The organism is Bacillus sp. FSL H8-0545, assembly GCF_038006105.1.
GTDB lineage: Bacteria > Bacillota > Bacilli > Bacillales > Bacillaceae_G > Bacillus_A > Bacillus_A cereus_U.
On sequence record NZ_JBBOUO010000001.1, the window covers coordinates 2643424 to 2668261 of the forward strand.

The following is a 24838-nucleotide window of genomic DNA, read 5'->3' on the forward strand; positions in this document are numbered from 1 at the left end:
TTTTAGAATTATGCAGACTTCTCCGCAATCGACTCATCCAAAAATTTAAAATATGGAAGCAATATCCCTATTAAAGAAGTAACACATATAATCGAACCTATGATAAAGTATAATATTCTCACTCCCCACATTTCACTCAGTATTCCCCCAAGAAACACACCTAATGGCATTGCCGATCGTATGAAAAATAATCGCACTGAAAATACTTTTCCTATCATATTATTTGGGACTGTTTGTTGGCATATCGTCGTGTTATGAACATTGAAAAATGCAATACATATACCAGCAATTACTTCAATTATTACCGCAATTATAATACTATGATTGAACCCTAGAGAAATGTATGTGAGGCCCCCTATAAACAATCCTCCGAGCATAAGTATACGCCGACTTTTATATGTTACTTTTCCAACTAATATGGAACCAACTACATAGCCAAGCGGGAAACCTGCCATGAAGTAACCGTACTCCGCATATCCCGCTGCCAGGTCATCTTTTATATAAGGAAGGTTTGTGACCATCGTTACCCCTACTCCAAACTGTACGAAAGTAAGAAATACACCGAGCCAAACGATTATTGGTTTTGTGAAAAAGTATGTAAAACCGTGAAGAAACTGTTCTAGCCACGTTTTTCTCAATTTTTGTTTTACTCTTTTTTCTTTTATGAAAAGTAACAATCCTCCACTAATGAATAGACAAACACATACGAACAACATTGTTAATTTGATTCCAATGAATTTAATAACGATACCACCTAATACTGGCGCAAGAAACATCATAAGACGAGTCATCCCATCAATATATCCATTTGCATCTTGAAGCTGTTCTTTACTTACAACGCTCGGTGTAATCGCTTGACTTGCAGGTGTATAAAGCGGTGTAATGAGCCCTATTATAATTTGAACGACATACACGTGCCAAACTTCTATACTACTAGTAACTAACATGACTAAAGGTAGTAAGAAAACAGATGCCCGTATCCATTGTGAAAAAATCATAATCCACTTTCGGCTCCATTTATCAATAAATGGACCACTTATTAGTTGTAGTATGAGTGACGGGATAAAATATAATAGCCACATGCTGCTTAATGCTGTTTTTGATCCTGTTAATTCATAAACGAGAATTGAATTACATAACGTCCCAAAAGCCCCGCCTAATTCTGAAATTGCACTACCTATCCACATAAAAAAGAATGAACGGTTTTTCAATACACTTTTCACTATATCTCACCAACTTTTCTATTAAATTCCTCCCTTTATGTACATTCTCGTTGTATATTATCTATTCAAAAATGTATCTAATTCTTTCGCTAAAGACTGCACTGCTTTCTTTCTCAACACATATTTTCCGTCTTGAATATCAACTAACTTTGCTGAACGTAAAAGTTTCAAATGATGATGTACTGTCGATTTTCCTAGTTGTAATCTTTCCGTTATTTCTTGCAGCGTACGCTCTTGTTCAAATAGTAGTTTTACAATACGGAGCCTTGCCTCGTCCCCGAGCGCCTTATGTTTATGAACTAAAAAATAATTCGGTTCGTATGGATCTTCAGGATGTATACTTTCGTTCGCGACTGGATAATGAAATACTTTCGTATCTTCAATATCCGCTTCTATGTTCCACGGTCTGTACGTCATTTGCGGGATAAGAAGTACGTGATGGACACTTGGCTCTGGCATATAGTTCACTCCACCAGTCGCCCACTCGACAAACTCTTCCGGTTTCATCTTTTTATTCATTTCATTTTTCGCTTCATAATCTCGCTGTAGTATAGAAACAATTTCTTCTGCCTCTTTTTTAACAACACAGTCATACCACCCTGTCATAATGGCGATTAAATGCGTTTTTAGTTCGCGCACATCGACATGACATATAAACTCAATATACGTAGAGAAAAACTGATGATCATGTGTCAGTTCCTTTAGTTCATGTATTACAGATACTTCTCCGCTTGCAGCTAAACGTCTTTTCGCTTGATACGCTTCTCCTAAAAACGGTAAACATATATACTTTAAATCTTCTTCTAAAAGTGAATCGATATTTGCAATAAACTGTGATAGATCCTGAAAATCTCCCTCATACAATAACTGAAGCAATGCTTTCCATGTATTATTTTCTTCTACAAACTGTAAATGCTCTCTCATCTCTACCGATAATGATTGTCTAATTTCTTCCCATTCGCTTTGAGATTTTTCAAGCGTGTCGATTAACCTCTTATGCGTAATTGCCGCAATGCCAAGTGCGCATTCGAAAAGTATCGAATACTTCATTTGAACGTTGTACGTTTCCCTCTTTCTACTCGTTACGTGAAAGACTTCCATTTTATCCCCTCCTTATTTGCTATGTATTGAATTCTATATTTATCGAATTATACCTTCTAACTTTTTAGAATTATAAAACTTTCTGAAACTTTATATTGCTACAAGTTTTTAAATTTAAGCTGCAGTTAATTTTCTTGTTCAACTATGAGGCAGGTTTCTTGAAGAGAAAGGAGAATTTATTACATTTAGAAAAATGATTTAGAAAGCATAAGTTTATTTCTACAATTACTACAACGACGCCATATTGTTCTTTTAGAAACTTCCAAACATCAATCAGATAATAAGTAGGTCCGTTTCTACCTACTTTCTCTAACACTTATTGTTGGTCTATCTCATAGTTAAGGAGGCTATACGAATGGGTAAAAAAGAAATATTACAAAATGGAGTCAAGCAAGTTTTTTACGAAGAAGAATGGTACCCACCGATATCAGAAGCGTTAAAGAATCTTACCGCTGCCCAAGCATGTTGGCACCCAGAAGGAAAGGCCAGTAATACGATTTGGGAAAATGCAAACCATTTACTAATCTTTAAAGAGCGCTTACTTTCCCGCTTACATCAAGATGACACATTTGTTGCTCCACAAAATAATGATGACACGTTTGTCCAAGGTGGACCTAATGATGATGAAGCGTGGCAACAAACAGTGAAGCGAACGCTTCAAGTACATGATGCCTTGCAATCTTCATTAACATCCCTTCAAGAAGCAGAACTGGATCAACCAAGTCCGTCTCTACCAGTTTGGTAACAATATCTGAATATCCTTTTGCACGATGCTTATCATACAGGACAAATTATACAACTTCGTAAACTCCAAGGTTCATGGCCATCGCATCGTTCATATTTATAAACAATGATTAAAGATGATAGACCAGCATATGATTCTATATTTGGCAGAATAAGTACAAAAAAAGGCAAATGAGATTCTAACTCTCATTTACCTTTTTTGCATGTTGGAGAAACGTCCTACATAGATAAAATAAAACTTTAATCAGTGGGATTTTGTCCATCCCCCACTGATTATCAACCAAAACCAATCGGACATTTCTGGGCCATTATCTCCGACCTCACTTCCTCGCATTCGCCGAGTTTTAAGGTAGGAGTCTTACCGCCCATTAATACGGGATAAAAAATTCATTCACACTTATTAATTCATCTGTGCATCGTTCAATAGCCCAATTATTTCACTCAACATTTCTTCTGTAAAAGCACCTGCGCTAAAGTTCACTAATGCTCGTAATGGCATATAGTTCAGCATAGCATCCATCATTTCAGAGGCATCACTATCCCCTTCAGTCATACTACCAAACGGACTGTCTTTTAATGCTTTTTCCATAAGTCCTTTTGCTATTGGTGCTAAAATTGGATCCGTAAATATGTCCCCAAGTAACGTATTACGATGCACTGGTTTTTGAATTATAGTCGTTGATTGAACATACATGCTATCCTGTAAAACGATCTCTTTTGAAGACTTTCCTACTAAAATTTCAAATTCACCTGTTTCAACATGCCAGTCCTTTAATTCAACATTATAATAAGTAAATGATCTTTTATTTAAAGTAAAGCTAACCGTTTTTTCTTCTCCCGGCTGCAATTCTACTTTTTCAAATCCTTTTAGCTCTTTTTCAGGACGGGTCATACTGCTTTCAACATCTTTTATATAAAGCTGAACAATTTCTTTCCCTGCTCTACTACCAGTATTTTTCACGTTCACAATGATAGAAACAGTTTCCGTATCCGTTATCTCTTTCTTATTTATTGAAAGATTACTATACTCAAAATTTGTATAGCTTAAACCAAAACCAAATGGGAACAACGGTTCAATATTTTTCGCATCGTAATAACGGTATCCGACGAACACACCTTCTTTGTATTCTACTTTGTCACCTTCACCAGGGAAGTTTAAGTAAGAAGGATTATCGCTTAACACTTTCGGGAATGTTTCCGCTAATTTCCCGCTTGGATTCGCATCACCAAATAATAAATCAGCAATCGCTCCGCCTAATGCTTGTCCACCTAAATAGCCTTCAAGTATTCCTTTTACTTTACCTATCCATGGCATTTCAATTGGAGCACCGTTACTTAAAACTACAACGATATTACTTTGAACTTCAGCAATAGCCTCAATTAATTGCACGTGATTTTCTGGCATCTGTAAATGTTTTCGATCAAAGCCTTCAGATTCATAACGATCTGGAAGTCCAACGAAAAGGACCGCTGTATCTGCTCGCTCTGCTATTTTTTTCGCTTCATTAACCATGCTTTCATTTACATCATCACTGGCAATGTCATAGCCTTGGGCAAATAATATGTTCGTTTTTTCACCTGATACAGTTTCAATTTCTTCAAGAATACTTTCAAGATTTGTTGGATTAATATGAGAGCTTCCGCCGCCTTGAAAACGCGGTTGCTTTGCAAATCCTCCAATTACTGCTACCGTTCCCTCTTTTTTCAGCGGAAGAATTGCATCTTCATTTTGTAACATAACCATACTTTCACTTGCAACTTCTCTTGCAAGCTGATGATGCGCATCCTTACTATACACAGCGTTTTCTAATTGGTTATCATAAGCTTTAAAAATAATGTCAAGAAGACGCTCTGCTGCTTGATCAAGTTTTTCTACAGATAGCTCACCACAGTTAACTGCATCAACAATTTTCTTCTCACCAATTCCAAAGCTTGAAGGCATTTCTAACTCCAAGCCGTTCGCTAAACTTGCAACACGCTCATTTACCGCACCCCAATCAGAAACGACAAAACCTTCAAATCCCCATTCATCTTTTAAAATATCATTTAATAAATAGTTATTTTCCGAAGCGTATTCGCCATTTACCTTGTTGTAAGCGCTCATTACTGTCCAAGGCTGTGCTTCCTTAATGACATCTTCAAAGCTAGCAAGATAAATTTCACGCAATGTTCTTTCATCGACAATTGCATCTACAGACATTCTGCGATGCTCCTGATTATTAGCAGCGAAATGTTTTAATGACGTTCCAACCCCTTGACTTTGTACGCCTTTAACATGGTTTGCAGCCATTTGTGCTGATAAATATGGGTCCTCTGAAAAGTACTCAAAGTTTCTTCCGCAAAGTGGCGAACGTTTTATATTTGCACCTGGTCCAAGGAGAACACCTACATTTTCAGCCTGACATTCTTCTCCTAATGCAACTCCTACTTGTTTTATTAATTCTTTATTCCATGTACTTGCTAATCCTACTGCTGATGGGAAACAAGTCGCTGGAATACTGTTATAAATCCCTAAGTGATCTGCTCCCTCTGCCTGTTTTCTAAGCCCGTGTGGTCCATCAGTTACCATAATAGAAGGAATTCCTAATCGCTCAATCCCTTTTGTATTCCAAAAGTCTAATCCAGAACATAGACTTGCCTTTTCTTCTAATGTCATTTGTGAAATGATTTTCTTAATATCTCTTTTCATGATAGCCCTCCTAAAAAATAATTAAGTAAACGCTTTCTTAATGTCATTATAGTTATTATTTTTTAGATATTATGGTATATTTTTTAGAATACTTGTAAAAATTTTAGCTGATTTTTAAAGAATAGAGGTTACAATAATGAGTTGCTCCAAACTAGAGGATTTATATTATATTTGTAAACTAATCTTTGACGTACATAAAACACCTATCTATTTTCTTAATAACAAAGGAGATTTAGTATTTGAAATCTCGTCCAATATTCAGCATAACCCTATGTATTCTTCAAAAGAGGCGATACTTAATGAACTATTTAAGGAACAGCCCCCCTTTACTTTTCCGTCATTAGAAGAGACAGCCTTTCTTGAAAATTTTTTCGCAATTAATCTGCGTTTGAACGACCAAATTAGTGGGAATATCATTGTTGGACCCGTCCTTTATTCCAGGCTATCAGAAACATCAATTAAAGGTATCGTTAATGATCTTCAACTAAAAATAGACAAAGAAGAAATGATTCGATATTATCGTTCTCTACCCGTATTAAATAATTTGAGTTTTTTAAATATAAGTTTAGTGCTTTATTACATGCTGTATCAGAAACAGTTAAACATAGCAGATGTTCTGCAAAAAAACATGCTTGTAAAAAAGGTGGAATTTAAAATTGAACAGCCCGAAATACATATATCAGAGCAACGACAAAGTACATTAACTCATATCGATCCACTAGCTGAGAGGAAAATATTTGAGTGTATTAAGCAAGGGAAAAAGGAGGATTTAATTAAAAGTCTAAGGAGATTACCTGAATCAGGAGAGCTTGGGGTGTTATCAAAGACAAGTCACCTACGAAGCCAAAAAAATTCTGCCATTGCAGCTATTACACTTGCAACTAGATCTGCTATAGAAGGAGGACTTTTCCCTGAAATCGCATATACTCTTAGTGATTTATTTATACAAAAACTCGAAGAAATACATAAAAATGAAGCCATTTCCCCTTTTTTGGAGAATGCTTTACTTGAGTTTGCAGAACGTGTCAAAAATGGGACTATAAAAAAACATTCCAAACCTATAAACGAATGCCAAAATTATATATTTACTCATCTTTATGGTGATATTACACTAACTATCCTTGCAGAAATAGTCACATTAAACCCTAGTTATCTATCTTCCCTTTTCAAAAAAGAAGTTGGAATTTCTCTAAATGAATATATTCAGCGTGCCAAAGTAGATGAGTCAAAAAAGTTAATGACTTATACGAGACATTCTATATCCGAAATTTCTACATTATTAAATTTTCACGACCAAAGTCATTTTACAAAGATCTTTAAAAAACATACTGGTATTTCACCTAAACAATTTAAAAATGGATGCAGCTATTAATTGTCCTTCGTTCTACCAATAGATTTATTTTGTTGTTTTACATTATTAATAAATATCCTTTATACAGCGAAAAAACATTAATTTTTAGTACATAAATTGAAATAGATTGATCCCAACATAATTTACATTCTTCATAACTTCTGATCATAATCCAAATTTGGAAGAATAGAGGCTTTTTTATATACAAATAATAAGCCTCAAGGAGTTGTTGACATGCATTTCATATTAAATATGTTAGGGATTTTCATTGTAATATTATTCGTTTTCCTATGTTCGCCTAATAAAAAACAAATAAAATGGAGACCAATCGTTATTCTAATAATATTGGAGCTTTTTATTACGTGGTTTATGTTAGGCACCAAATTGGGCAGTATTATCATTAATAAAATTGCCTCATTTTTCAGTTGGCTATTATCATGTGCGAATGAAGGTATTCGATTTGCATTTCCTTCAGCTATGGAAAATCAAACAGTTGATTTCTTCTTTAGCGCCTTACTTCCTATCATTTTTGTTATCACTTTTTTTGATATCCTTTCTTATTTTGGAGTCTTAACTTGGATTATTGATAAAGTAGGTGCAATTATTTCAAAGATTTCTCGTTTACCAAAGTTAGAAAGCTTCTTTTCCATTCAAATGATGTTTTTAGGAAATACGGAAGCACTTGCAGTTGTTCGTGATCAATTATCTGTGTTAAAAGAAAATCGTTTATTGACTTTTGGAATTATGAGTATGAGTAGTGTCAGCGGATCAATTCTTGGTGCTTATCTATCAATGGTTCCAGCAACATATATTTTCAGCGCTATTCCTTTAAACTGTATTAACGCATTAATTTTAGCCAATGTTTTAAATCCTATTGAAGTTACTAAAGAAGAAGATGTTATTTATAAACCTTCAAAAAATGAAAAAAAAGATTTCTTTTCTACTATTTCTAACAGTATGTTAGTCGGAATGAATATGGTTATCGTTATTTTAGCTATGGTAATTGGATATGTAGCTTTAACAGCATGTTTAAATGGTATTTTAAGCTTTTTTATAACAGGTTTAACAATTCAAAAAATCTTCTCGATTATCTTTAGTCCCTTTGCTTTTTTACTCGGTTTAACAGGCAAAGATGCTATGTACGTAGCTGAATTAATGGGGATAAAAATCACAACGAATGAATTTGTTGCAATGATGGATTTAAAATCAAACTTAAAGTCTTTACAACCGCATACGATTGCGGTTGCAACTACATTTCTAGCTTCTTTTGCAAACTTTAGTACAGTAGGTATGATTTATGGAACTTACAATTCATTATTTGGCGGGGAAAAATCATCCATAATCGGTAAGAATGTTTGGAAGCTTCTTGTTAGCGGAATGGCTGTTTCCTTATTAAGTGCTATGCTTGTGGGGCTTTTTGTGTGGTAAATGAATATTGAATTCTTTTTAATTACAAAAGACACCCGAATTAAACTGGGTGTCTTTTGTAATTATTTCACTTGTTTTTTTATAATTCTTATCTTCGAATTTGTCCATTTCCACGAATCACATATTTTGTGGAAGTCAATGCAGGTAGCCCCATTGGTCCCCTTACGTGTAGCTTTTGCGTACTGATGCCAATTTCTGCGCCGAATCCGAATTCAGATCCATCTGTAAAACGAGTCGATGCATTATGGTAGAGTGCCGCGGCATCAACAGATGTGAAAAATTTGCTGACGTTTTCCTCGTTCTCTGTAATAATCGCTTCGGAATGCATGGATCCATACGTATTTATGTGATGAATTGCTTCTTCCGTAGTGGAAACCACTTTAACTGCCAGTGTGAGAGATAAAAACTCTGTTTCCCAGTCTTCTTCTGAAGCTAATGCAATAGAAGAATCAATTGCCAACGCTTTATTATCACCACGTAGCGCTACTCCTCTTTCCTTCAAGGAAGAAAACAGCTCGCTACCAAATTGCTGCGCCCAATTCTCATGAAGTACAATCGTTTCAATTGCATTACATACAGATGGACGCTGCGTTTTTGCGTTTATAATAATATCAAATGCCATTTGTTTATCCGCTGTTTCATCAATGAAAATATGACAATTTCCCGCACCTGTTTCAAGTACTGGAACAGATGCTTCTCTCACTACAGTATCTATTAACTGCTTGCCGCCTCTTGGGATAAGAACATCCAAGTACTCATTCAATGTAAACAACTGCTTTGCACTATCGCGCGTTGTATCTTCTATGAGCTGTACACTTTCTGAAGGCAAGCTTGTTTGTTTGAGCGCCCGGTGAATAACGCTAACGATGGCTTTGTTAGAATGAATAGCAGAAGAACTACCACGTAGTATTACTGCGTTTCCTGTTTTTAAGCAAATTGTAGCAGCATCCACTGTCACATTCGGCCTTGCCTCGTAAATCATTCCGACAACACCAAGTGGTACGCGCATCTCCTGAATAGATAATCCATTTGGTCTTTCCCATGCACTTACACATTCTCCAACAGGATCACGTAAATCAATTAGTTGCTTAATACCTTCAGTCATATCAATGATACGCTGTTCATTCAGCATAAGACGATCAAGAAGAGAATCAGAAAATCCTTTTGCCTTACCTTCTTCGATGTCCTGTTTGTTTTCCTCTAAAATATAAGCTGTTTCTACTATCAACTGATCAGCAATCGCGGCAAGTGCTTCGTTTTTTTGATCTGTAGATTTAAGCACAAGTTCTCTAGCAACCTGTTTCGCTTTTTTCCCCTTTGCCAACACTTCATTCATTTTTATTTCCTCCTTTTTTAAGGTTAATCAGTATAAAATCCGAGATCTTTTTAACACTAGTAATGCACTATCCTACCTATTAGAATTAGAGCGGTCTCTATTCTTAAAATGAAACCCAATGATCTCTATGGATGACTTCATAGCTATGCCTTTCCCCTCTTGCTTGAATATCTTGGCTCTGCATACCTTTTAAATCCCTTAGTTCCTCTGCACTGTATCTGCATTGTCCTTTCCCTATTACGTGCCCTTGTTGCGTGATTACCTCCACAACTTCACCGACTTGGAAAAATCCTGATACATTAGTAACACCAGCAGGAAGAAGACTCTTTCCATGTTGAATGATGGCAGTGGCTGCCCCCGCATCTACTTCAATTTGTCCGCTAACAAGCGAATGTAGTGCGATCCATTGCTTGTTCATCTTAATCACTTTTTGAGGAGCATTCCCTATATATGTTCCATCACCTTTGCCCTTCATAACATCTAAAAACTTCTCCTGTCCACATCCCGTTCCGATAAATACACTCACTCCAAGAGATAGTGCCGTCTTTGCAGCATCGATTTTTGATTTCATACCGCCAGTCCCAAGTTTTGAGCCAGCATCTCCTGCAAGAGAAGCAATTTCTTCCGTTACCTCAGGAAGGAAATGATATTTTTTCGCATCCGCATTTTTCTGAGGATTTTTGTCATATAAACCGTTCACATCGGTAAAAATCATGAGCATATCTGCCGAAACAAGTCCGCTTACTAAAGCTGACAGCATATCATTATCACCGAACGTCAGCTCTTCTAAAGAAATGGAATCATTTTCATTGATTATAGGAAGAGCAGAACGGTTTAGTAGCTCTCCTAAAGTAGCGTAAGCGTTACTGTATTGTTCTTTTCTAGAAAAATCATTTCTCGTTAGTAAAAGTTGTGCAGTAACAATACCATATTTACGGAATTCCTCCGTGTATGCCTGCATTAATAAACTTTGCCCGACAGCGGCAGCAGCCTGTTTCCCTTTAATTGTCACAGGTCTGCTAGGATACCCTAGAGCAGAAAAACCTGCAGCGACCGCCCCAGATGTAATCAACAAAACTTCATGTCCTTCCTCTTTCAATCGTGCCAATGCAGCAACGTGATCTGAAAGCTGTTCTTTACAGATGCCTCCATGACTCGCTGCCAAGGAACTACTCCCAATCTTTACAACAATTCTTTGCTTTCTCACTTTTTTATCCCCCAAGTCTAAAATCAAAGTTTTTCATAAATTACACTTCTATCCATACAGTGTGCATCGATTTCTATCCTCATCAATGCTGCATCTATAGTATTAAAGGGTAAAATAAAAATGACCGCTTCGCCCTTAATAAAATAAAAAGGACGAAACGGTCATTGTTCCGCGGTACCACCTTAATTGATATACATAGATATCCACTTGGCGCCTATAACGCAGGCGTACGCCTAAACTTTCATTTAAGACTCAGGGATAGGTTCGATACATTCTATACGAGGAATCTTTCAGCCGGTGAATTCCACTCTCTTTCGCAAGAAGACATATGTACTATTTCCCTTCAACGATTTTCAATTTAATTTTTTATATTATGCTATATAGTTCCTTTTTGTGTCAAGAGGTATTTTGCAAAATGAATATGATGACAAGTTTCTTGTATGAGATTATGGACATACTGGATGATAGTGAAAATTGATATAACTATACTCATATTCATAAACATAAAATCTTTTAAAAAATCTCTCCTGTCATTCATGCGATTAATAACATATATTGTTCTCCATACCAAGGTATATAAAGTGAAACTTTAATCAGTGGGGGTTTTGTTCATCCCCCACTGATTATTAGCCCTCACCAATCGGGCGTTTACGGGCAGTTGATCTCCCACCTGAATTTTGAGGTGGTAGTTTTACTGCCCACAAATAGCGGGATAACATAAAATCTTTAAATATAATGCGTGTACTTACATAATGTCGAATATAATTTATTTTTATATTTTGTATTGCAAAAAAGCACACACTCTCTTAAAATGTTTCTTTATATTGCATGGAGATATCATCATTATTTTAGAATAACAATATCAGACCGATATAATTTATGATAAAAGGAGCCAGATTGAGTTATTATGGACAAACAAATTGGATTCATCGGATGCGGAAATATGGGGATGGCTATAATTGGCGGAATGCTAAACAAAAATATAGTGTCTTCAAATAAAATCATTTGTTCAGATTTAAACACTACGAATTTAAAAAATGCCAGTGAAAAATACGGGCTAACTACAACTACTGACAACAATGAAGTAGCTAAAAATGCTGATATTTTAATTTTATCAATTAAACCAGACCTATACGCATCAATAATTAACGAAATAAAAGAAGTGATAAAAAACGATGTTATCGTCGTAACGATCGCTGCAGGAAAAAGCATCAAAAGTACTGAGGATGCTTTTCATAAAAAGTTAAGGGTTGTAAGAGTAATGCCTAATACACCTGCTCTTGTTGGAGAAGGAATGTCTGCGTTATGTCCTAATGAAATGGTGACAAAAAGAGATCTAGAAGATGTACTAAACATTTTCAATAGTTTTGGTCAAACAGAGATAGTAAGTGAAAAATTAATGGATGTTGTAACTTCTGTAAGTGGTTCTTCGCCAGCATATGTATATATGATTATAGAAGCGATGGCAGATGCAGCTGTATTAGATGGTATGCCACGAAATCAAGCATATAAATTCGCAGCTCAAGCTGTGTTAGGCTCTGCAAAAATGGTACTAGAAACAGGAATGCATCCAGGTGCATTGAAAGATATGGTTTGTTCCCCAGGCGGAACAACAATAGAAGCTGTAGCAACATTAGAGGAAAAAGGCTTACGAACAGCCATCATTTCAGCTATGCAGCGTTGTACGCAAAAGTCTGTTGAACTATCTAGGCAAACTAAAGAGTAAAAACTGTAAAAGAGATCACTTTAGCTGAATACACATATCTTTAAATAGTTTTAGACTATATGCACATTTCATTTACATACTCCTCCTTTTTCACCAGTAACTGAACGGACAAATTCAAGGATAATTGAGTTTGTCCGTTTTGTATTTTGTTATTCTAAAATAATTCACCTATTCTTATTATCATTTATTTCATAGCGTAATACCCTTTGATTTATTAAGGTAACATCATTTTCATATGTATTTGCTGCAGATTTTATCAAGTTTTAAATCATACGTTTCTTGTAAGACATGATACACACCAGATGAAATATACTCAGAGACTAAGCATAATATCTATTGAAAAAAGTAATATCAATCGTCTCAAATTGTTAACATAATATTTTTATCGTCTTCTTATATTAATACCTACTATTTCCTAATCCACCTCCATTACAATTTGAATCATTTAAGTTTTCTCCATATCGTACATCTACTATTTAAACAAAAACTCCCCTTAAATCGAAAATGATTAAGGGGAGTCAGTTATATGTGGTGAAGTTATAGTTCTGATTTTACTGGAATAGAAACATTGTTTTTCACTAATTTTTTGACGTCTTTAAAGCTAACAAAATTGTTGTTTTGCTCATCCCAAAGACGGAAACTGAGTGACCGCAAACTTGTAGCAAGAGTAATCGTTGGTACATTTTTTAAAGGAAGCGTATTATTGTGTGCCTCTTCTAATTGATAATTAGGTACTCTTGGACTTAAATGGTGAACATGGTGAAATCCAATATTACCAGTTAGAAATTGCAAGATTTTTGGAAGTTTATAAAAAGAACTTCCTTCCACTGCCGCTTTCACATATTCCCACTCTTTATCTTCTTCAAAATAAGAATCCTCGAATGTGTGCTGTACGTAAAACAGCCAAATACCTATTGAACCTGCTATTAAGAATATGGAACCATGTACTAAAAGAAACGATTGCCATCCGATTGCCCAGCAAAGTAACCCTACTAAAGCAACAATTAAAACATTCGTCAAATAGGTGTTCATGCGTTCCTTCTTTCTAGCACCTTTTCGGTTAAATCTATTTTTAAGTAGGAAAACATAAATCGGACCTAATCCAAACATAACGAATGGATTGCGATATAAACGATATGCTAAACGGAGTCTAAATGGCGCTGCCAAATATTCATTCACTGTAAGGGTCCAAATATCTCCTGTACCTCGCTTATCCAAATTACCACTTGTAGCGTGATGAACGGAATGCTCATGCCCCCATTGATCAAACGGGAATAAAGTTAAAACACCCATACATGTCCCTACTATTCTATTTACACGACGACTTTTAAAAAAAGAATGATGGGTACAATCATGAAAAATAATGAAAACCCGTGTCATAAATCCAGCGGCTAACAGAGATGGAACTAATGCTAACCAATAAGAAACGGACAGGCTTTTATAAGCAAGGTACCATAAGATAATAAATGGCACTACCGTATTGATGATTTGCCAAACACTTTTTTTTGCCGTTGATTTTTCAAAAGGAGCAACTTGTTTTTTTAAATTTTTAGTATTTTGTAATGTCATTTTTTCTAATTCCTTTCCTTTATGTTGCTAATTCGTATTATAACACATTATTAGTAGTAGGTGTTATACGCAGGTATAATAAATATTTTATACTATGAAAACCTCTTTTTTCTTACTCATTCCTTACAAATTGCTTACGTCCAAAATAGCTTCTATTATAGGATAGAAGGAGCATTTGTGCCGGAAATTTCGAAGTTTTTCCCAATAAATATATTAATTAAAAAGAAACACAGAGTTTTTTTCACTTCTGTACTGCCCCGTTTCCACAATAAGAAGTGAGCTGTCCCATAAGTCGGTGACACCGACTTTGATATGCTCCGCTTAGTTTCACCTTATTCTATCGATGAACGTAATGTTCACTTGTTGCAACTGATTTTACCGGAACTGGATCTATTTCATGAAACAAATCAAATTAAACTAGTCTATTTTGAAAACTTCCTTCACTTTTATTTAACTGTTATTCTTTATAAAATATAAAAATTTAATGTCCGTTTATTTAATTTTAAATCTATGATATATTCAAAATATTAATCATACAAAGTTAATATAATGAAAATAAGGGAAATTCATGAAAAAATGCATTTTATATTCATACTAAAATCACATAGTTTTTAGTATAGAAAGGAGATTCAAAATTTGAATAAGAATTTAACCAAAATTACATTAATAAGCGGTATCGCTCTTATACTTTATCATTTTTTTAAATGGTATTTAGTTGAATTCCTTACCCCATTTGTTATGCCATTTCTTTCAATAATAGTTCATGGATTGTTTTTCTTAATATTAATTTTCACAATCATACATCTCATAAAATACAAAAATTGGAAACCATTAATTATTCAACTAATCATAGTAATTACTTGGATATGTATACCATTTAATGAGATTTATATAAATTTAGATTTTATTATCTATAAAGAAGACCGTGAAAAAGTTATAGCACTTATAGAACATAAAGAGTTAACTCCTAATGTTCATTATGATAGTAGACAAATTCATTTACCTAAACAGTTTGCATCCACTTCCAAAAACGGTGGGGATGTAATTATTCAACAAAATAAAAATGGTATTTCTGTTTTCTTTTTTACTTATCGTGGTATATTAGATAATTTTTCAGGATTTATTTACACACCAAATGATACTAGACCAAACAAATACGACTTTAATAATGAATATAAAGAAATCACAAAAATAGAAAAAAACTGGTATTATGTCAAATCATATTAAAGAACACAAAAATTTTCTTTTAATTATATTAAAAACATACCGTATTTATAGAAAGGGAATGCTTGTATACTATATACTGATCTGTACTGCATTCCCTAATTAGGCCCGATACGAATTCTTGTCGTATTAGCTCATTCAAGGTGATGCATTTTTTTTACAAGCGATACATCTTTTTTATCATATACGTCGCTTTAACACCACTCAATATAGAGGTTGCTGTTTCAAATGAATCGAACCTTAACATAGGAGTAGCATCACACATCCATCAACTTAAGAATTTTCTCGTTTTGGATTATTTGTTTTTCTCAGCTTGATTGTGACAGGGCATTGCCAACAAAAAGCGATATTCGTACGCTAAGATTCTTTCAACATAAAGATTGTTGATAACTTGTACGTGTCAGTAATACCATCTAGCTGTAGAGTGCCGAAAAAAAGTGAAGCAAACAAAAAATAACTCCAAAATCAACTTGTATTGTATATTTTGGAGTTACTTGACGTTTACTTTGCAACGAAAGAGAACCGCAACACTGCCTAAAACCTGGGCGCTTATCACATCCACAAACACACAAAATTAAGAAGCCTTCTTCATTCGTTGTTGCTCTTTAATTTGTTCAGCAATAGCTGAAGCAACAGCTGCAACATGAATACATTCCATATATAGGTCGTCAGCATCTGTATCTTTCACGCTAACTTTTATACTTGTATACTCAAAATCCCTTTGATTTGTTTTTGGATGGTAAAACATGTTTCTCTACTCTTTCATATAGAGTAAGCAATTGCTTGATAAAAGAAAATTCCGGTACTAACCAATACGAAAATAACGCTGAAACACATCCTATTAAAGCCCCTATTACAACATCAAAAGGATAATGAACCCCTACCCAAATACGAGAGATCGCTACACAAAATGCAAGTATAATCCATAACCATCCAGTCTTTTTACGAACAAGCAAAAACGAAAAACAAATCGAAAAAAAGAGAATCGTATGGTCACTAGGAAATGAATTATCTACAGCATGGTCGACAAGTTTATTAACATCAGGCAATACTGCAAACGGTTGATAATTCAAATGAAATTTCCCTGCTATTTTTCCAATCACCTCAGCAATCACAAAAGCAACCATCGCTTGAATAACCATCATCCTACTTTTTCTGGACCCGGTAAACCAATAAGCTATAATAATTAAACCAAAAATATATACCATATATTCTGCCAAAAATACCATGGCTGAGTTTAGGAATGAATATTGTTTACCTAAATCATTAATTGCTCGAAAAATATCAATATTGAATTGAGAAAAAGACATTTTCAAATTCAGTTTCAAAACTCATTACCAAAAATAAACGCTCCTAACATATTAGTCATATACAATATGTTAGGAGCGTGATATTTTAAGTGTTTTTTGGATTTAGGTCTTGATAATATACGCTAAGCAATCTTTTATATAAAAAAGCCGATTCCCTGTAATCTAAAGGATAATCGGCTTTTTGCTATTCATTTATTTGTAGTAGTTGAAGAAATTCTAAAGGTATAATCATATTAATTATTATCTATAAAACAATCCGTTTCTCAGTTTCTGAATCAAAGTAATGAACTTTGTCCATGTTTAAACCGAGCTCTATATTTGATTGACTTTGCACATCTAAAGATGTGTCCACACGTGCAACAAAAGATTGTCCATTAATGTTAGAATATAGATATGTTTCTGCTCCCATTAGTTCTGCTACATCAATACATACCGTTACTTTTGCGTTATATGGTAAATCCTCGATTTCTTTTCCATAATAAAAGTCTTCTGGACGTATTCCTATTATGATTTCTTTATTCGTATAGCCCTTATTTCGCAAGCCTTTCATCTTCTCTTCTGGCACTTCAATTTTCCACTTATCAATCATAACTGCATTATCTGTTAATACTCCTTTGAAAAAATTCATTCCAGGAGAGCCAATGAATCCGCCGACAAATACATTCTCTGGATTATCATACACTTCTTTCGGTGTACCGACTTGCTGTATAATCCCATCTTTTAGTACAACTAAGCGCGTCGCCATCGTCATAGCTTCAATTTGATCATGCGTGACATATACAGATGTCGTTTGCAGCTGTTGATGTAATTTTGTAATCTCAGCACGCATTTGAACGCGCAGCTTCGCATCTAAGTTTGATAAAGGCTCGTCCATTAAAAATACTTTTGCATTTCGAACAATCGCTCGGCCTAAGGCAACACGCTGACGCTGACCACCTGAAAGTGCTTTTGGCTTCCGGCTTAAATACTGCTCAAGCCCAAGAATTTTTGCTGCATGTTGCACACGTTGGTCAATTTCTTCTTTACTATACTTTCTTAGTTTTAATCCAAATGCCATGTTTTCATACACACTCATATGCGGATAAAGTGCATAGTTTTGAAATACCATTGCAATATCTCTATCTTTCGGTGTAACATCATTTACACGCTTTCCATCAATATAAAAGTCGCCCTCTGAAATCTCCTCAAGTCCTGCAATCATACGTAATGTTGTAGATTTCCCACACCCTGAAGGGCCAACCAAAACGATAAATTCTCCATCATTTACTTCTAGGTTAAAATCTTTTACGATTGTCACATCATGATCATATTTTTTGTAAATGTTTTTGAATGATAGTTGAGCCATAATATCCTCCTAGAATTCGAGCTATATTTATAGATATTGTTAAAAATTATGATGACATGAATTATAAAATCTTCGAAATATCCTTCATACTGTTTAAAATATAATCCGCTTTTCCTTCTAAATCTTCCTTCCTGCTCGCACCCGATAAGACGCCCACTACTTTAATGTTACTATTTCTTGCAAATGTAACGTCTGTTAATGTATCACCTACCATAAGCACATCTTCTTCAGTTAGTGAAAATTTTTCTTTAAACATATGATAAAAGTCACTTTCAGGTTTTGTTCTATTCACACCATCATCTGCACCTAAAAAATCTACATAATCATATAACTCAGTCATTTTCAGAGAATGAATAGCTGCATCAACATCGTCTGCCGTAACAACCCCAATAATATATTCATTGTCTTTTAAATATCGTAACGTTTCCTTTGCACCTTCCACTTCTGTAAATACAAGATCATCTGCAGTAGAGTACTTTTTGAATAGAAGACATACATTTTGAATAAAATTCTCTTTATCCACATATTGATTTTCTAATAACGAATACCATGCAGCCGCAATAAAGTAATTTGTGCGACAAGCTAGTAAACTCGTACTCTCAAAATCGTTATCATTCATACCAATAATCGTTAAGTAGTCATCTCGTTTACTTTTTTCATTTGGATACGTTTGAAATATATCATCTAACACACGATGCACAATTTTGTACCAAACTGAATCTAACTGTATTAATGTTCCATCTTTATCAAAAATAATCGCTTTATTCACCTTTTATTCCCCCTATAACTTCATTCCATGTTTTTATATTTTTATTCTGAACTTTATTATGAATAGGATTAATAAATGCTACTAATTCGTCCTCTTCCCATCCCTCAACTCTAGCGTACGCCCCTTCATTTAAAGTGAATGCAAAGGTTACATCGCTTCCGTATTCTTTTTCAATCATTCTTCCATTTATAAGTAATCTCCACTCACACGGTTTATCTGCTTGAAGGTTATAAATAATATTTCCTTTAGCCTCATCGCCGACAGCAATCGTTTCACCTTCGTTTTGAATATCTATCGTTAGTTTTCTAAATCGAGAGAAATAAATTCTTCCTTTTTGAATCGCAAATTTCAAGTTTTTAATAGATAAACCGTTACATAATACATATGTTCCTGGATCACCGTAAATGGATGGGTCTTTTGATCCTGGGAATGTTTTAGATGGATGTAAATGAGAATCACTTCCTCCTATTCCCCAAATTTTAAGACCATTTGACCACATTTGATCGAAACAATGTAAAGCTTCTAAAGTAGATGATTTACTTTTTTTATAAGTTGGATCACACATAATTTCCATCGTATGAACATTTTCTAAATTAATATTAACTTGGTTCGCCCAAGGCTTCATAAATGGATGATTCACACTCAATAAATAACCTTTTTCTTTCATGAGTGAAAATAGTGCATTCATTTTTTCAGCACTAAATGATTCATCTACATACTCTGTAAAATCAACAAATTCTCTTATGCCAAATATATTGTAATGACCATAAGGAGTTGTAAGTTCCATAGATGGTATAATTAATGTGTTTCCTTTTTCATAAGATGGCATAATAATATTGTGCTCCGTCGCATATAAAAAATCTAATTCTTGTTTTTCACATACTTTCATTCCAAGTTCATCATCTATCTCGCCATCTGTTAAATCTGTATGTTCATGAAAATCCCCTTTGTACCAGCGATGTTCTTCATTTACTACCTTATTAAAACGGTCTTCATCGATAAAAACATTGCCCTTACAAAAATGCTCTCTATTATACTTTCGCTCCAACTGATCATTCACTTCTATATTTACTGTATAGTCAACTTTTTCCCCAGTAAATTTCACTACTTTCTTTGCACAATGAGGGATATATACGACTTCTAATTCCCAATTACCTGACTGTATGTCTCCTCCAATACAACCAGCAGAACAAAACTTTGAATCTTTCGAAACGACTAGTTTTTCATTTACAATTGGAGTTTGATATTGTATACGTACATAACCGTTAGGATCTCTTAAGATTAGTAAAAGCGGAATTTTTCGGCTATCCCCTTGATCAATTGTTAATGTAAAGTTTGTAATATCAGTTTCATCCATTTGGAAACAGTGTTTATTTTTTACGAATGGAGAGAGTGTTATCGTACTTGTTATTTCGATCATAGTTCTCACACCTTTTCAAGTGAATTTTAGAGGCACTTCCTTCGTTCAAAAGCACCTCACGTTCGTACTACAAACAGGTTTACTTCTTCTTTTTCAAAACTTTATCTAACTCTTCTTGCGCAACTTTAGCTGCTTCATCTAATGCTTTCTTTGCTGGAACCCCTTCAATCTCTACTTTATCTTTTGCTACATTTAAAGCGTCATTGATTTTTCCGCCCGTTGGATCTACAAATGGTCCCACTCCATTATTGTTGGCTTGTTCTAACGGAACTAATGCTTGTGGTTGTTTTTTAACAAATTCAGCATATGGACCGTACTCTGTTACATTGTTACGAACAGGAATATAGCCTGTTGCCATTGACCATTCAGCCGTTTTCTCCGTACTTGTCGCAAATTTCATAAAGTCATATGCGCCTTTTGCTACTTCTGGATCAATATTTCTCGTTAATGTGAACAAATATGTTTCTAGTTTTGGCGCTGGTTTATTATTACCCCAAGCAGGCTGAGGTAATGCTTCAAATGTGTTAAGACGTTCTTCTTCCGTCATTCCTTTACCTAATGATTTGAAAACAAATCCTTGGTCACCAGATGATCCTGTAAACCCTAATGTTCTGCCTTCTACTAAATCAATTACTGTTTTATCCCAATATTCCCATCCAGTACCACCTGAATGTATTTTCATAATTTTATCTTCATGAAGCCATGTGCGGAATTCCTCCCATACCGTAACCCAAGTATCATCGTTAATTAATACTTTTTTACCATCTTCACTTAATACATTACCGCCAGCACTGCGAACTGCATCAATTAAGTTTGACGTCCCCCACATTGGCATCCAGCCAGCATATGAAACATTTCCGTTTTCACCACGTTTTGCGACTGTTTTTGCTACCTTTTCTACACCTTCCCACGTCTTTAAATCCTCTTTTGTAAAGCCATTTTCCGCTAATGCTTTTTTATTGTAATAAAAAATTTGTGTTGTACCGTAAAACGGAATTCCATATAACTTTCCGTCAATTGTTGCTTGCTCCATAAACCCTTTCCCATAATCTTCTTTTTTGAAATTGGTATCATTTTTAACATATTCATCTATAGGTACGATTAACTGTTTTTTAGCATATTCTTGAATGACATCTGAACCTAGTAATGCAATTGCTTCTTGGTTATTCGCTGCAAATCCACTTTGTAGCTTTTGATATGACTCATCGTAGCTACCCGCTTTTGTCGTTTTCACTACATATTTGTCCTGATTTTTATTGTATTCTTCCACAATCTTATCTACACGATCTGCAAGAGAACCACCTACTCCATTAATGAATGGAACAACAACCTTCTCGCCTTCTTTACTTGCCTTAACCGTACTTCCTTTTCCGCCTGAACAACCCGCAAGTGCACTAACAAACAATGTTAAAACTGTTAGAAGCATGAATAGTTTTTTCATCCCACATATCTCCTTTACTATTTAATTACCCCTTTATTCCTGAATCAGTAACACCAGATAAGAACCATTTTTGTAGAATTAAAAATACGATTAAGAGCGGCACCATTGCGATTGTACTTGCAACCATAATGTGTGACCAATCTCGTCCTAAAGAACTATTAATGAAATAATCAGCAATTCCATTCGTAATTAGTTTTTGTGTATTATCTTTCAAAATAAGAGCTGGCCAAATGTAATTATTATAGTTACCAATAAATGTGACCAATCCTAGAGTTACAAATGATGATCGTGTCATTGGAAAAATAATCTTCCAAAGAATTCGCCAATCACTCGCTCCGTCAATTTTGGCTGCTTCTACTATTTCAAAACCAACTTTATGGAACGTTTGTTTCAAATAGAAAATACCGAATACGCTAACAGCCATAGAAATCATGTATCCAAAATGTGAATCAAGCAAACCAAATGTCCCTAACATTACATATACAGGAACATACGATACAGCTCCAGGGATCATATAGGTTGCCATCACAACACTAAACGTAATATTCTTGCCTTTAAACTTATAAAATGCCAACATATAAGCAAAAAGCGCTGACGAAACAAGTACATATATAGTAATGATGAAAGAAGTATAGAAACTATTAAATAAATATGTGCTAAATGGAAGTATATCTAATACTTGCTGATAATTTTCCCAGTGAAATTCTTTAGGCCAAAAACCTCCTTGTAATACTTCACTAGATGTTTTAAACGAACCAAGCACCATCCATATGAATGGAAAAATAAATAGTATACTTGATAACGCTAGAAAGAGATGCTTTACGATTAATGGACCTTTTTTCATATTATTCACCTTAATAGTTCACCCACTTGTCACCTATTATTTTGTTTATAACAGATAGTAGTATTGTAATGATTAGTATGATAAATGCGATTGCTGTTGCAGATCCCATATCAAATTGTTCAAACCCTTGTTGGAAGAATAAATAAAGTAACGTACGCGTCGAACCACTAGGTCCACCTTGTGTTAAAATTTTTATTTGATCGTAAGCCTGCACTGAAGAAATTGTATTGACAACAACTAAGAAGAAAGTTGTTGATGAAACCATTGGCAGTGTTACATATCGAAATTTCTGCCATGAATTTGCTCCATCAATACTAGCTGCTTCATATAAACTATCTGGAACTTTTTCTAATGCGCCAATATAGAAGATCATCGTCCAACCAACTAATTTCCAAACTGTCACAATAATGACTGCTAACATCGCTGTTTGACTACTTTGAAGCCAGTCCAAACCTGGTATCCCAAAAAAGTTTAGAACTTTATTAATAACTCCAAATTGAGGTTCATATAAAAGTGACCACACAATGGATACAGCTATTGTTGGCGTTACCCAAGGTGAAAAAATCATTAATTGGTACAATGCAGAACCTTTAAATTTTTTTCGGAAGAATAATGCGAAACCTAAGCCCAATGCAATCGTCGGAATGACTGTTCCAATTCCGAAATAAAACGTATTGAGCAATGCTTGCATAAAAGAATCTTGTGTAAATAAATTAAAATAGTTTTCTAAACCAACAAAGTTAAAATCATTCGTCATAAAATCCCAATCAGTAAAACTAATACCTAAACTAATGAAATTCGGAATAATCCAAAACAAGATTAGAGGTATTCCAACTGGTAGTAAAAAGAACACAGCTTTTGATAGTTTTATTTGCATTCTTGCCACCTCCTAATTCATATTGTACGAGTATATTATTAACACAATGTTGTTAATTTGTTAACTAATTGTAAAAACAACAAATAAACAAAATAAAACAACATATAAACAAAAAGAAGACTATTTCTCAACTTACTAAGAAATAGTCTTCTTTTTGTTTTCTATACTGTTATTACTTCTACCCCATTACTTGTTAACACATTGTGCCACGCCTCATCGAGCTTAGCGTTTGTATATAATGCATCGATGTCACTGAAATTCCCGCTTTTATAGAACTTTGTTAAATTAAACTTTGACTCATCAGCCATCATGACAACTTGTTTTGCATTATTCTTTAACTGCTTATATATTTGTGCATCTTCAATATACGAACATGTTAGTTCTTTTTCTAAAGAAATTCCATCACAAGAAGCAAATAACTTATTAACAGTGAAATGGTCAAGATAGTTTAACGTCATTTCTCCAGACAATGCTAATGAATTTGTATTCAATATTCCTCCAATGACTATTAACCTGCAATCAAAGGAATCATATTGTTCTTTAAGCTCAATAATTTTATTAACAGCTGGTATCGAGTTTGTTAAAATCGTCAAATTCTTTTTATCGTGTATGTAATCCAAAATTTGCATTGTGGTTGTCCCAATTTCAATTGCGATAATATCATTATCTTCTACGAGTTTACTTGCTTCCATTGCAATTTTTCGTTTTTCTTCAATATTCTCAGCTCGGCGCCTATCAAAATGAAATTCTAGTGTTTGATCTTTTTTCTTAATTGCACCACCATGTATTTTCGTAAGCTGCCCTTCCTTGTGCAACATATCTAAATCTCTTCGTATCGTTTCTGTTGTAACATTTAGTACCTTCGCTAAATCATTTACCATAACTCGGTTGTACTTTTCTAACTCATCTAGTATGTGTTTTCTTCGTTCAAATTGCGTGTACGATTTCATTTCATTAACACCTCTTCAAATTACGAAAAATATTGTTTTTCTAAAAACTCTTATTATTAGAACGACTTAATCGTTACTTTTAACATAACATCATTTACAGAAAGAAGGAACGATTATCTGTACTATATTTCGTCAAAGGAACAATGGTATATATCACCATATTCACCATACTTTTTTATTACAAGAAGTCTATTTGTTTGGCACCCTTTTTTATAAAGAGCAGTACTTTTTATTTTCATCTGAAATTCAAATTTACTTAACAATAAAAACACGATTATAATAAA

The 24838-nt window shown here is 34.3% G+C and carries 18 protein-coding genes, 1 pseudogene and 1 other annotated feature; of the genes and pseudogenes, 5 read left to right on the top strand and 14 right to left on the bottom strand.

All coding sequences use genetic code 11. The features are described 5' to 3' along the window. Nucleotides 1-8 precede the first annotated feature (8 nt). Both MHI07_RS13835 and MHI07_RS13840 read right to left on the bottom strand, forming a co-directional pair. On the bottom strand, nucleotides 9-1223 hold the full coding sequence (locus MHI07_RS13835) for an MFS transporter (RefSeq protein WP_340824440.1): 1215 nt from the start codon (nucleotides 1221-1223) through the stop codon (nucleotides 9-11). Between the two features lie 57 nt (nucleotides 1224-1280). After that, complete coding sequence (locus MHI07_RS13840) at nucleotides 1281-2324, bottom strand: ArsR/SmtB family transcription factor (protein WP_340824442.1); 1044 nt, start codon at nucleotides 2322-2324, stop codon at nucleotides 1281-1283. 355 nt (nucleotides 2325-2679) lie between these two features. Here MHI07_RS13840 and MHI07_RS13845 point away from each other — a divergent pair. Next, nucleotides 2680-3171 (top strand): annotated as a pseudogene (locus MHI07_RS13845) (DinB family protein). A gap of 297 nt (nucleotides 3172-3468) precedes the next feature. On the opposite strand, the gene MHI07_RS13850 reads toward MHI07_RS13845, so the two are convergent. Further along, on the bottom strand, nucleotides 3469-5757 hold the full coding sequence (locus MHI07_RS13850) for a glycoside hydrolase family 3 C-terminal domain-containing protein (protein ID WP_340824443.1): 2289 nt from the start codon (nucleotides 5755-5757) through the stop codon (nucleotides 3469-3471). Nucleotides 5758-5893: 136 nt separating this feature from the next. Here MHI07_RS13850 and MHI07_RS13855 point away from each other — a divergent pair, with 136 nt between their 5' ends. Continuing rightward, on the top strand, nucleotides 5894-7129 hold the full coding sequence (locus MHI07_RS13855; protein ID WP_340824445.1) for a helix-turn-helix domain-containing protein: 1236 nt from the start codon (nucleotides 5894-5896) through the stop codon (nucleotides 7127-7129). 213 nt (nucleotides 7130-7342) lie between these two features. Further along, nucleotides 7343-8536: a nucleoside transporter C-terminal domain-containing protein gene (locus MHI07_RS13860; protein ID WP_340824447.1), complete on the top strand. Its 1194-nt coding sequence runs from the start codon at nucleotides 7343-7345 to the stop codon at nucleotides 8534-8536. Between the two features lie 88 nt (nucleotides 8537-8624). On the opposite strand, the gene MHI07_RS13865 is transcribed toward MHI07_RS13860, so the two are convergent. After that, on the bottom strand, nucleotides 8625-9872 hold the full coding sequence (locus MHI07_RS13865; RefSeq protein WP_340824449.1) for a glutamate-5-semialdehyde dehydrogenase: 1248 nt from the start codon (nucleotides 9870-9872) through the stop codon (nucleotides 8625-8627). A gap of 103 nt (nucleotides 9873-9975) precedes the next feature. Then, nucleotides 9976-11079: a glutamate 5-kinase gene (proB, locus tag MHI07_RS13870; RefSeq protein ID WP_078182174.1), complete on the bottom strand. Its 1104-nt coding sequence runs from the start codon at nucleotides 11077-11079 to the stop codon at nucleotides 9976-9978. Nucleotides 11080-11224: 145 nt separating this feature from the next. Beyond that, nucleotides 11225-11435 (bottom strand) — a binding site (T-box leader). 551 nt (nucleotides 11436-11986) lie between these two features. Between proB and proC the strand changes: the two genes are divergently transcribed. Further along, entirely contained in the window at nucleotides 11987-12805 is an 819-nt protein-coding gene (gene proC / locus MHI07_RS13875; protein WP_340824452.1) for a pyrroline-5-carboxylate reductase, read from the top strand. 537 nt (nucleotides 12806-13342) lie between these two features. Here proC and MHI07_RS13880 read toward each other — a convergent pair. Continuing rightward, a complete protein-coding gene (locus tag MHI07_RS13880; RefSeq protein WP_340824454.1) occupies nucleotides 13343-14374 on the bottom strand; it encodes a fatty acid desaturase in 1032 nt (343 codons plus the stop codon). A gap of 636 nt (nucleotides 14375-15010) precedes the next feature. Between MHI07_RS13880 and MHI07_RS13885 the strand changes: the two genes are divergently transcribed. Next, nucleotides 15011-15601: a hypothetical protein gene (locus tag MHI07_RS13885; protein WP_002161362.1), complete on the top strand. Its 591-nt coding sequence runs from the start codon at nucleotides 15011-15013 to the stop codon at nucleotides 15599-15601. 707 nt (nucleotides 15602-16308) lie between these two features. Here MHI07_RS13885 and MHI07_RS13890 read toward each other — a convergent pair. From MHI07_RS13890 to MHI07_RS13925, 8 genes are all read right to left on the bottom strand, one after another. After that, nucleotides 16309-16908: an undecaprenyl-diphosphatase gene (locus MHI07_RS13890; protein WP_002127913.1), complete on the bottom strand. Its 600-nt coding sequence runs from the start codon at nucleotides 16906-16908 to the stop codon at nucleotides 16309-16311. A gap of 244 nt (nucleotides 16909-17152) precedes the next feature. Beyond that, nucleotides 17153-18253 carry an ABC transporter ATP-binding protein gene (locus tag MHI07_RS13895; RefSeq protein WP_340824457.1) on the bottom strand — a complete coding sequence of 367 codons (1101 nt, stop codon included), beginning with the start codon at nucleotides 18251-18253 and terminating at the stop codon, nucleotides 17153-17155. Between the two features lie 61 nt (nucleotides 18254-18314). Next, nucleotides 18315-19022 carry an HAD family hydrolase gene (locus MHI07_RS13900; RefSeq protein ID WP_215557041.1) on the bottom strand — a complete coding sequence of 236 codons (708 nt, stop codon included), beginning with the start codon at nucleotides 19020-19022 and terminating at the stop codon, nucleotides 18315-18317. Further along, nucleotides 19015-20442, bottom strand: a complete 1428-nt coding sequence (locus tag MHI07_RS13905) for a CehA/McbA family metallohydrolase (protein ID WP_340824461.1) — start codon at nucleotides 20440-20442, stop codon at nucleotides 19015-19017. The genes MHI07_RS13900 and MHI07_RS13905 overlap by 8 nt, the downstream gene beginning before the upstream one ends. A gap of 79 nt (nucleotides 20443-20521) precedes the next feature. Beyond that, the gene (locus tag MHI07_RS13910) at nucleotides 20522-21883 is read right to left on the bottom strand and encodes an extracellular solute-binding protein (protein ID WP_340824463.1); all 1362 of its coding nucleotides are present in this window, start codon (nucleotides 21881-21883) and stop codon (nucleotides 20522-20524) included. Between the two features lie 25 nt (nucleotides 21884-21908). Continuing rightward, nucleotides 21909-22727, bottom strand: a complete 819-nt coding sequence (locus MHI07_RS13915) for a carbohydrate ABC transporter permease (RefSeq protein ID WP_340824465.1) — start codon at nucleotides 22725-22727, stop codon at nucleotides 21909-21911. A 10-nt stretch (nucleotides 22728-22737) separates the two neighbouring features. Further along, nucleotides 22738-23604: a carbohydrate ABC transporter permease gene (locus tag MHI07_RS13920; protein ID WP_002165547.1), complete on the bottom strand. Its 867-nt coding sequence runs from the start codon at nucleotides 23602-23604 to the stop codon at nucleotides 22738-22740. A gap of 161 nt (nucleotides 23605-23765) precedes the next feature. Continuing rightward, nucleotides 23766-24554: a DeoR/GlpR family DNA-binding transcription regulator gene (locus tag MHI07_RS13925; RefSeq protein WP_002127921.1), complete on the bottom strand. Its 789-nt coding sequence runs from the start codon at nucleotides 24552-24554 to the stop codon at nucleotides 23766-23768. Nucleotides 24555-24838: the final 284 nt, after the last annotated feature.

Excerpts from the sequence above, each read along its gene's own strand:
- proC (WP_340824452.1), top strand. The coding sequence starts at position 11,987 with ATGGACAAACAAATTGGATTCATCGGATGCGGAAATATGGGGATGGCT.
- MHI07_RS13920 (WP_002165547.1), bottom strand. The coding sequence starts at position 23,604 with ATGCAAATAAAACTATCAAAAGCTGTGTTCTTTTTACTACCAGTTGGA.
- MHI07_RS13925 (WP_002127921.1), bottom strand. The coding sequence starts at position 24,554 with ATGAAATCGTACACGCAATTTGAACGAAGAAAACACATACTAGATGAG.
- MHI07_RS13880 (WP_340824454.1), bottom strand. The coding sequence starts at position 14,374 with ATGACATTACAAAATACTAAAAATTTAAAAAAACAAGTTGCTCCTTTT.
- MHI07_RS13915 (WP_340824465.1), bottom strand. The coding sequence starts at position 22,727 with ATGAAAAAAGGTCCATTAATCGTAAAGCATCTCTTTCTAGCGTTATCA.
- MHI07_RS13865 (WP_340824449.1), bottom strand. The coding sequence starts at position 9,872 with ATGAATGAAGTGTTGGCAAAGGGGAAAAAAGCGAAACAGGTTGCTAGA.
- MHI07_RS13860 (WP_340824447.1), top strand. The coding sequence starts at position 7,343 with ATGCATTTCATATTAAATATGTTAGGGATTTTCATTGTAATATTATTC.
- MHI07_RS13855 (WP_340824445.1), top strand. The coding sequence starts at position 5,894 with ATGAGTTGCTCCAAACTAGAGGATTTATATTATATTTGTAAACTAATC.
- MHI07_RS13895 (WP_340824457.1), bottom strand. The coding sequence starts at position 18,253 with ATGGCTCAACTATCATTCAAAAACATTTACAAAAAATATGATCATGAT.
- MHI07_RS13840 (WP_340824442.1), bottom strand. The coding sequence starts at position 2,324 with ATGGAAGTCTTTCACGTAACGAGTAGAAAGAGGGAAACGTACAACGTT.
- MHI07_RS13905 (WP_340824461.1), bottom strand. The coding sequence starts at position 20,442 with ATGATCGAAATAACAAGTACGATAACACTCTCTCCATTCGTAAAAAAT.
- MHI07_RS13890 (WP_002127913.1), bottom strand. The coding sequence starts at position 16,908 with ATGTCTTTTTCTCAATTCAATATTGATATTTTTCGAGCAATTAATGAT.
- MHI07_RS13850 (WP_340824443.1), bottom strand. The coding sequence starts at position 5,757 with ATGAAAAGAGATATTAAGAAAATCATTTCACAAATGACATTAGAAGAA.
- MHI07_RS13910 (WP_340824463.1), bottom strand. The coding sequence starts at position 21,883 with ATGAAAAAACTATTCATGCTTCTAACAGTTTTAACATTGTTTGTTAGT.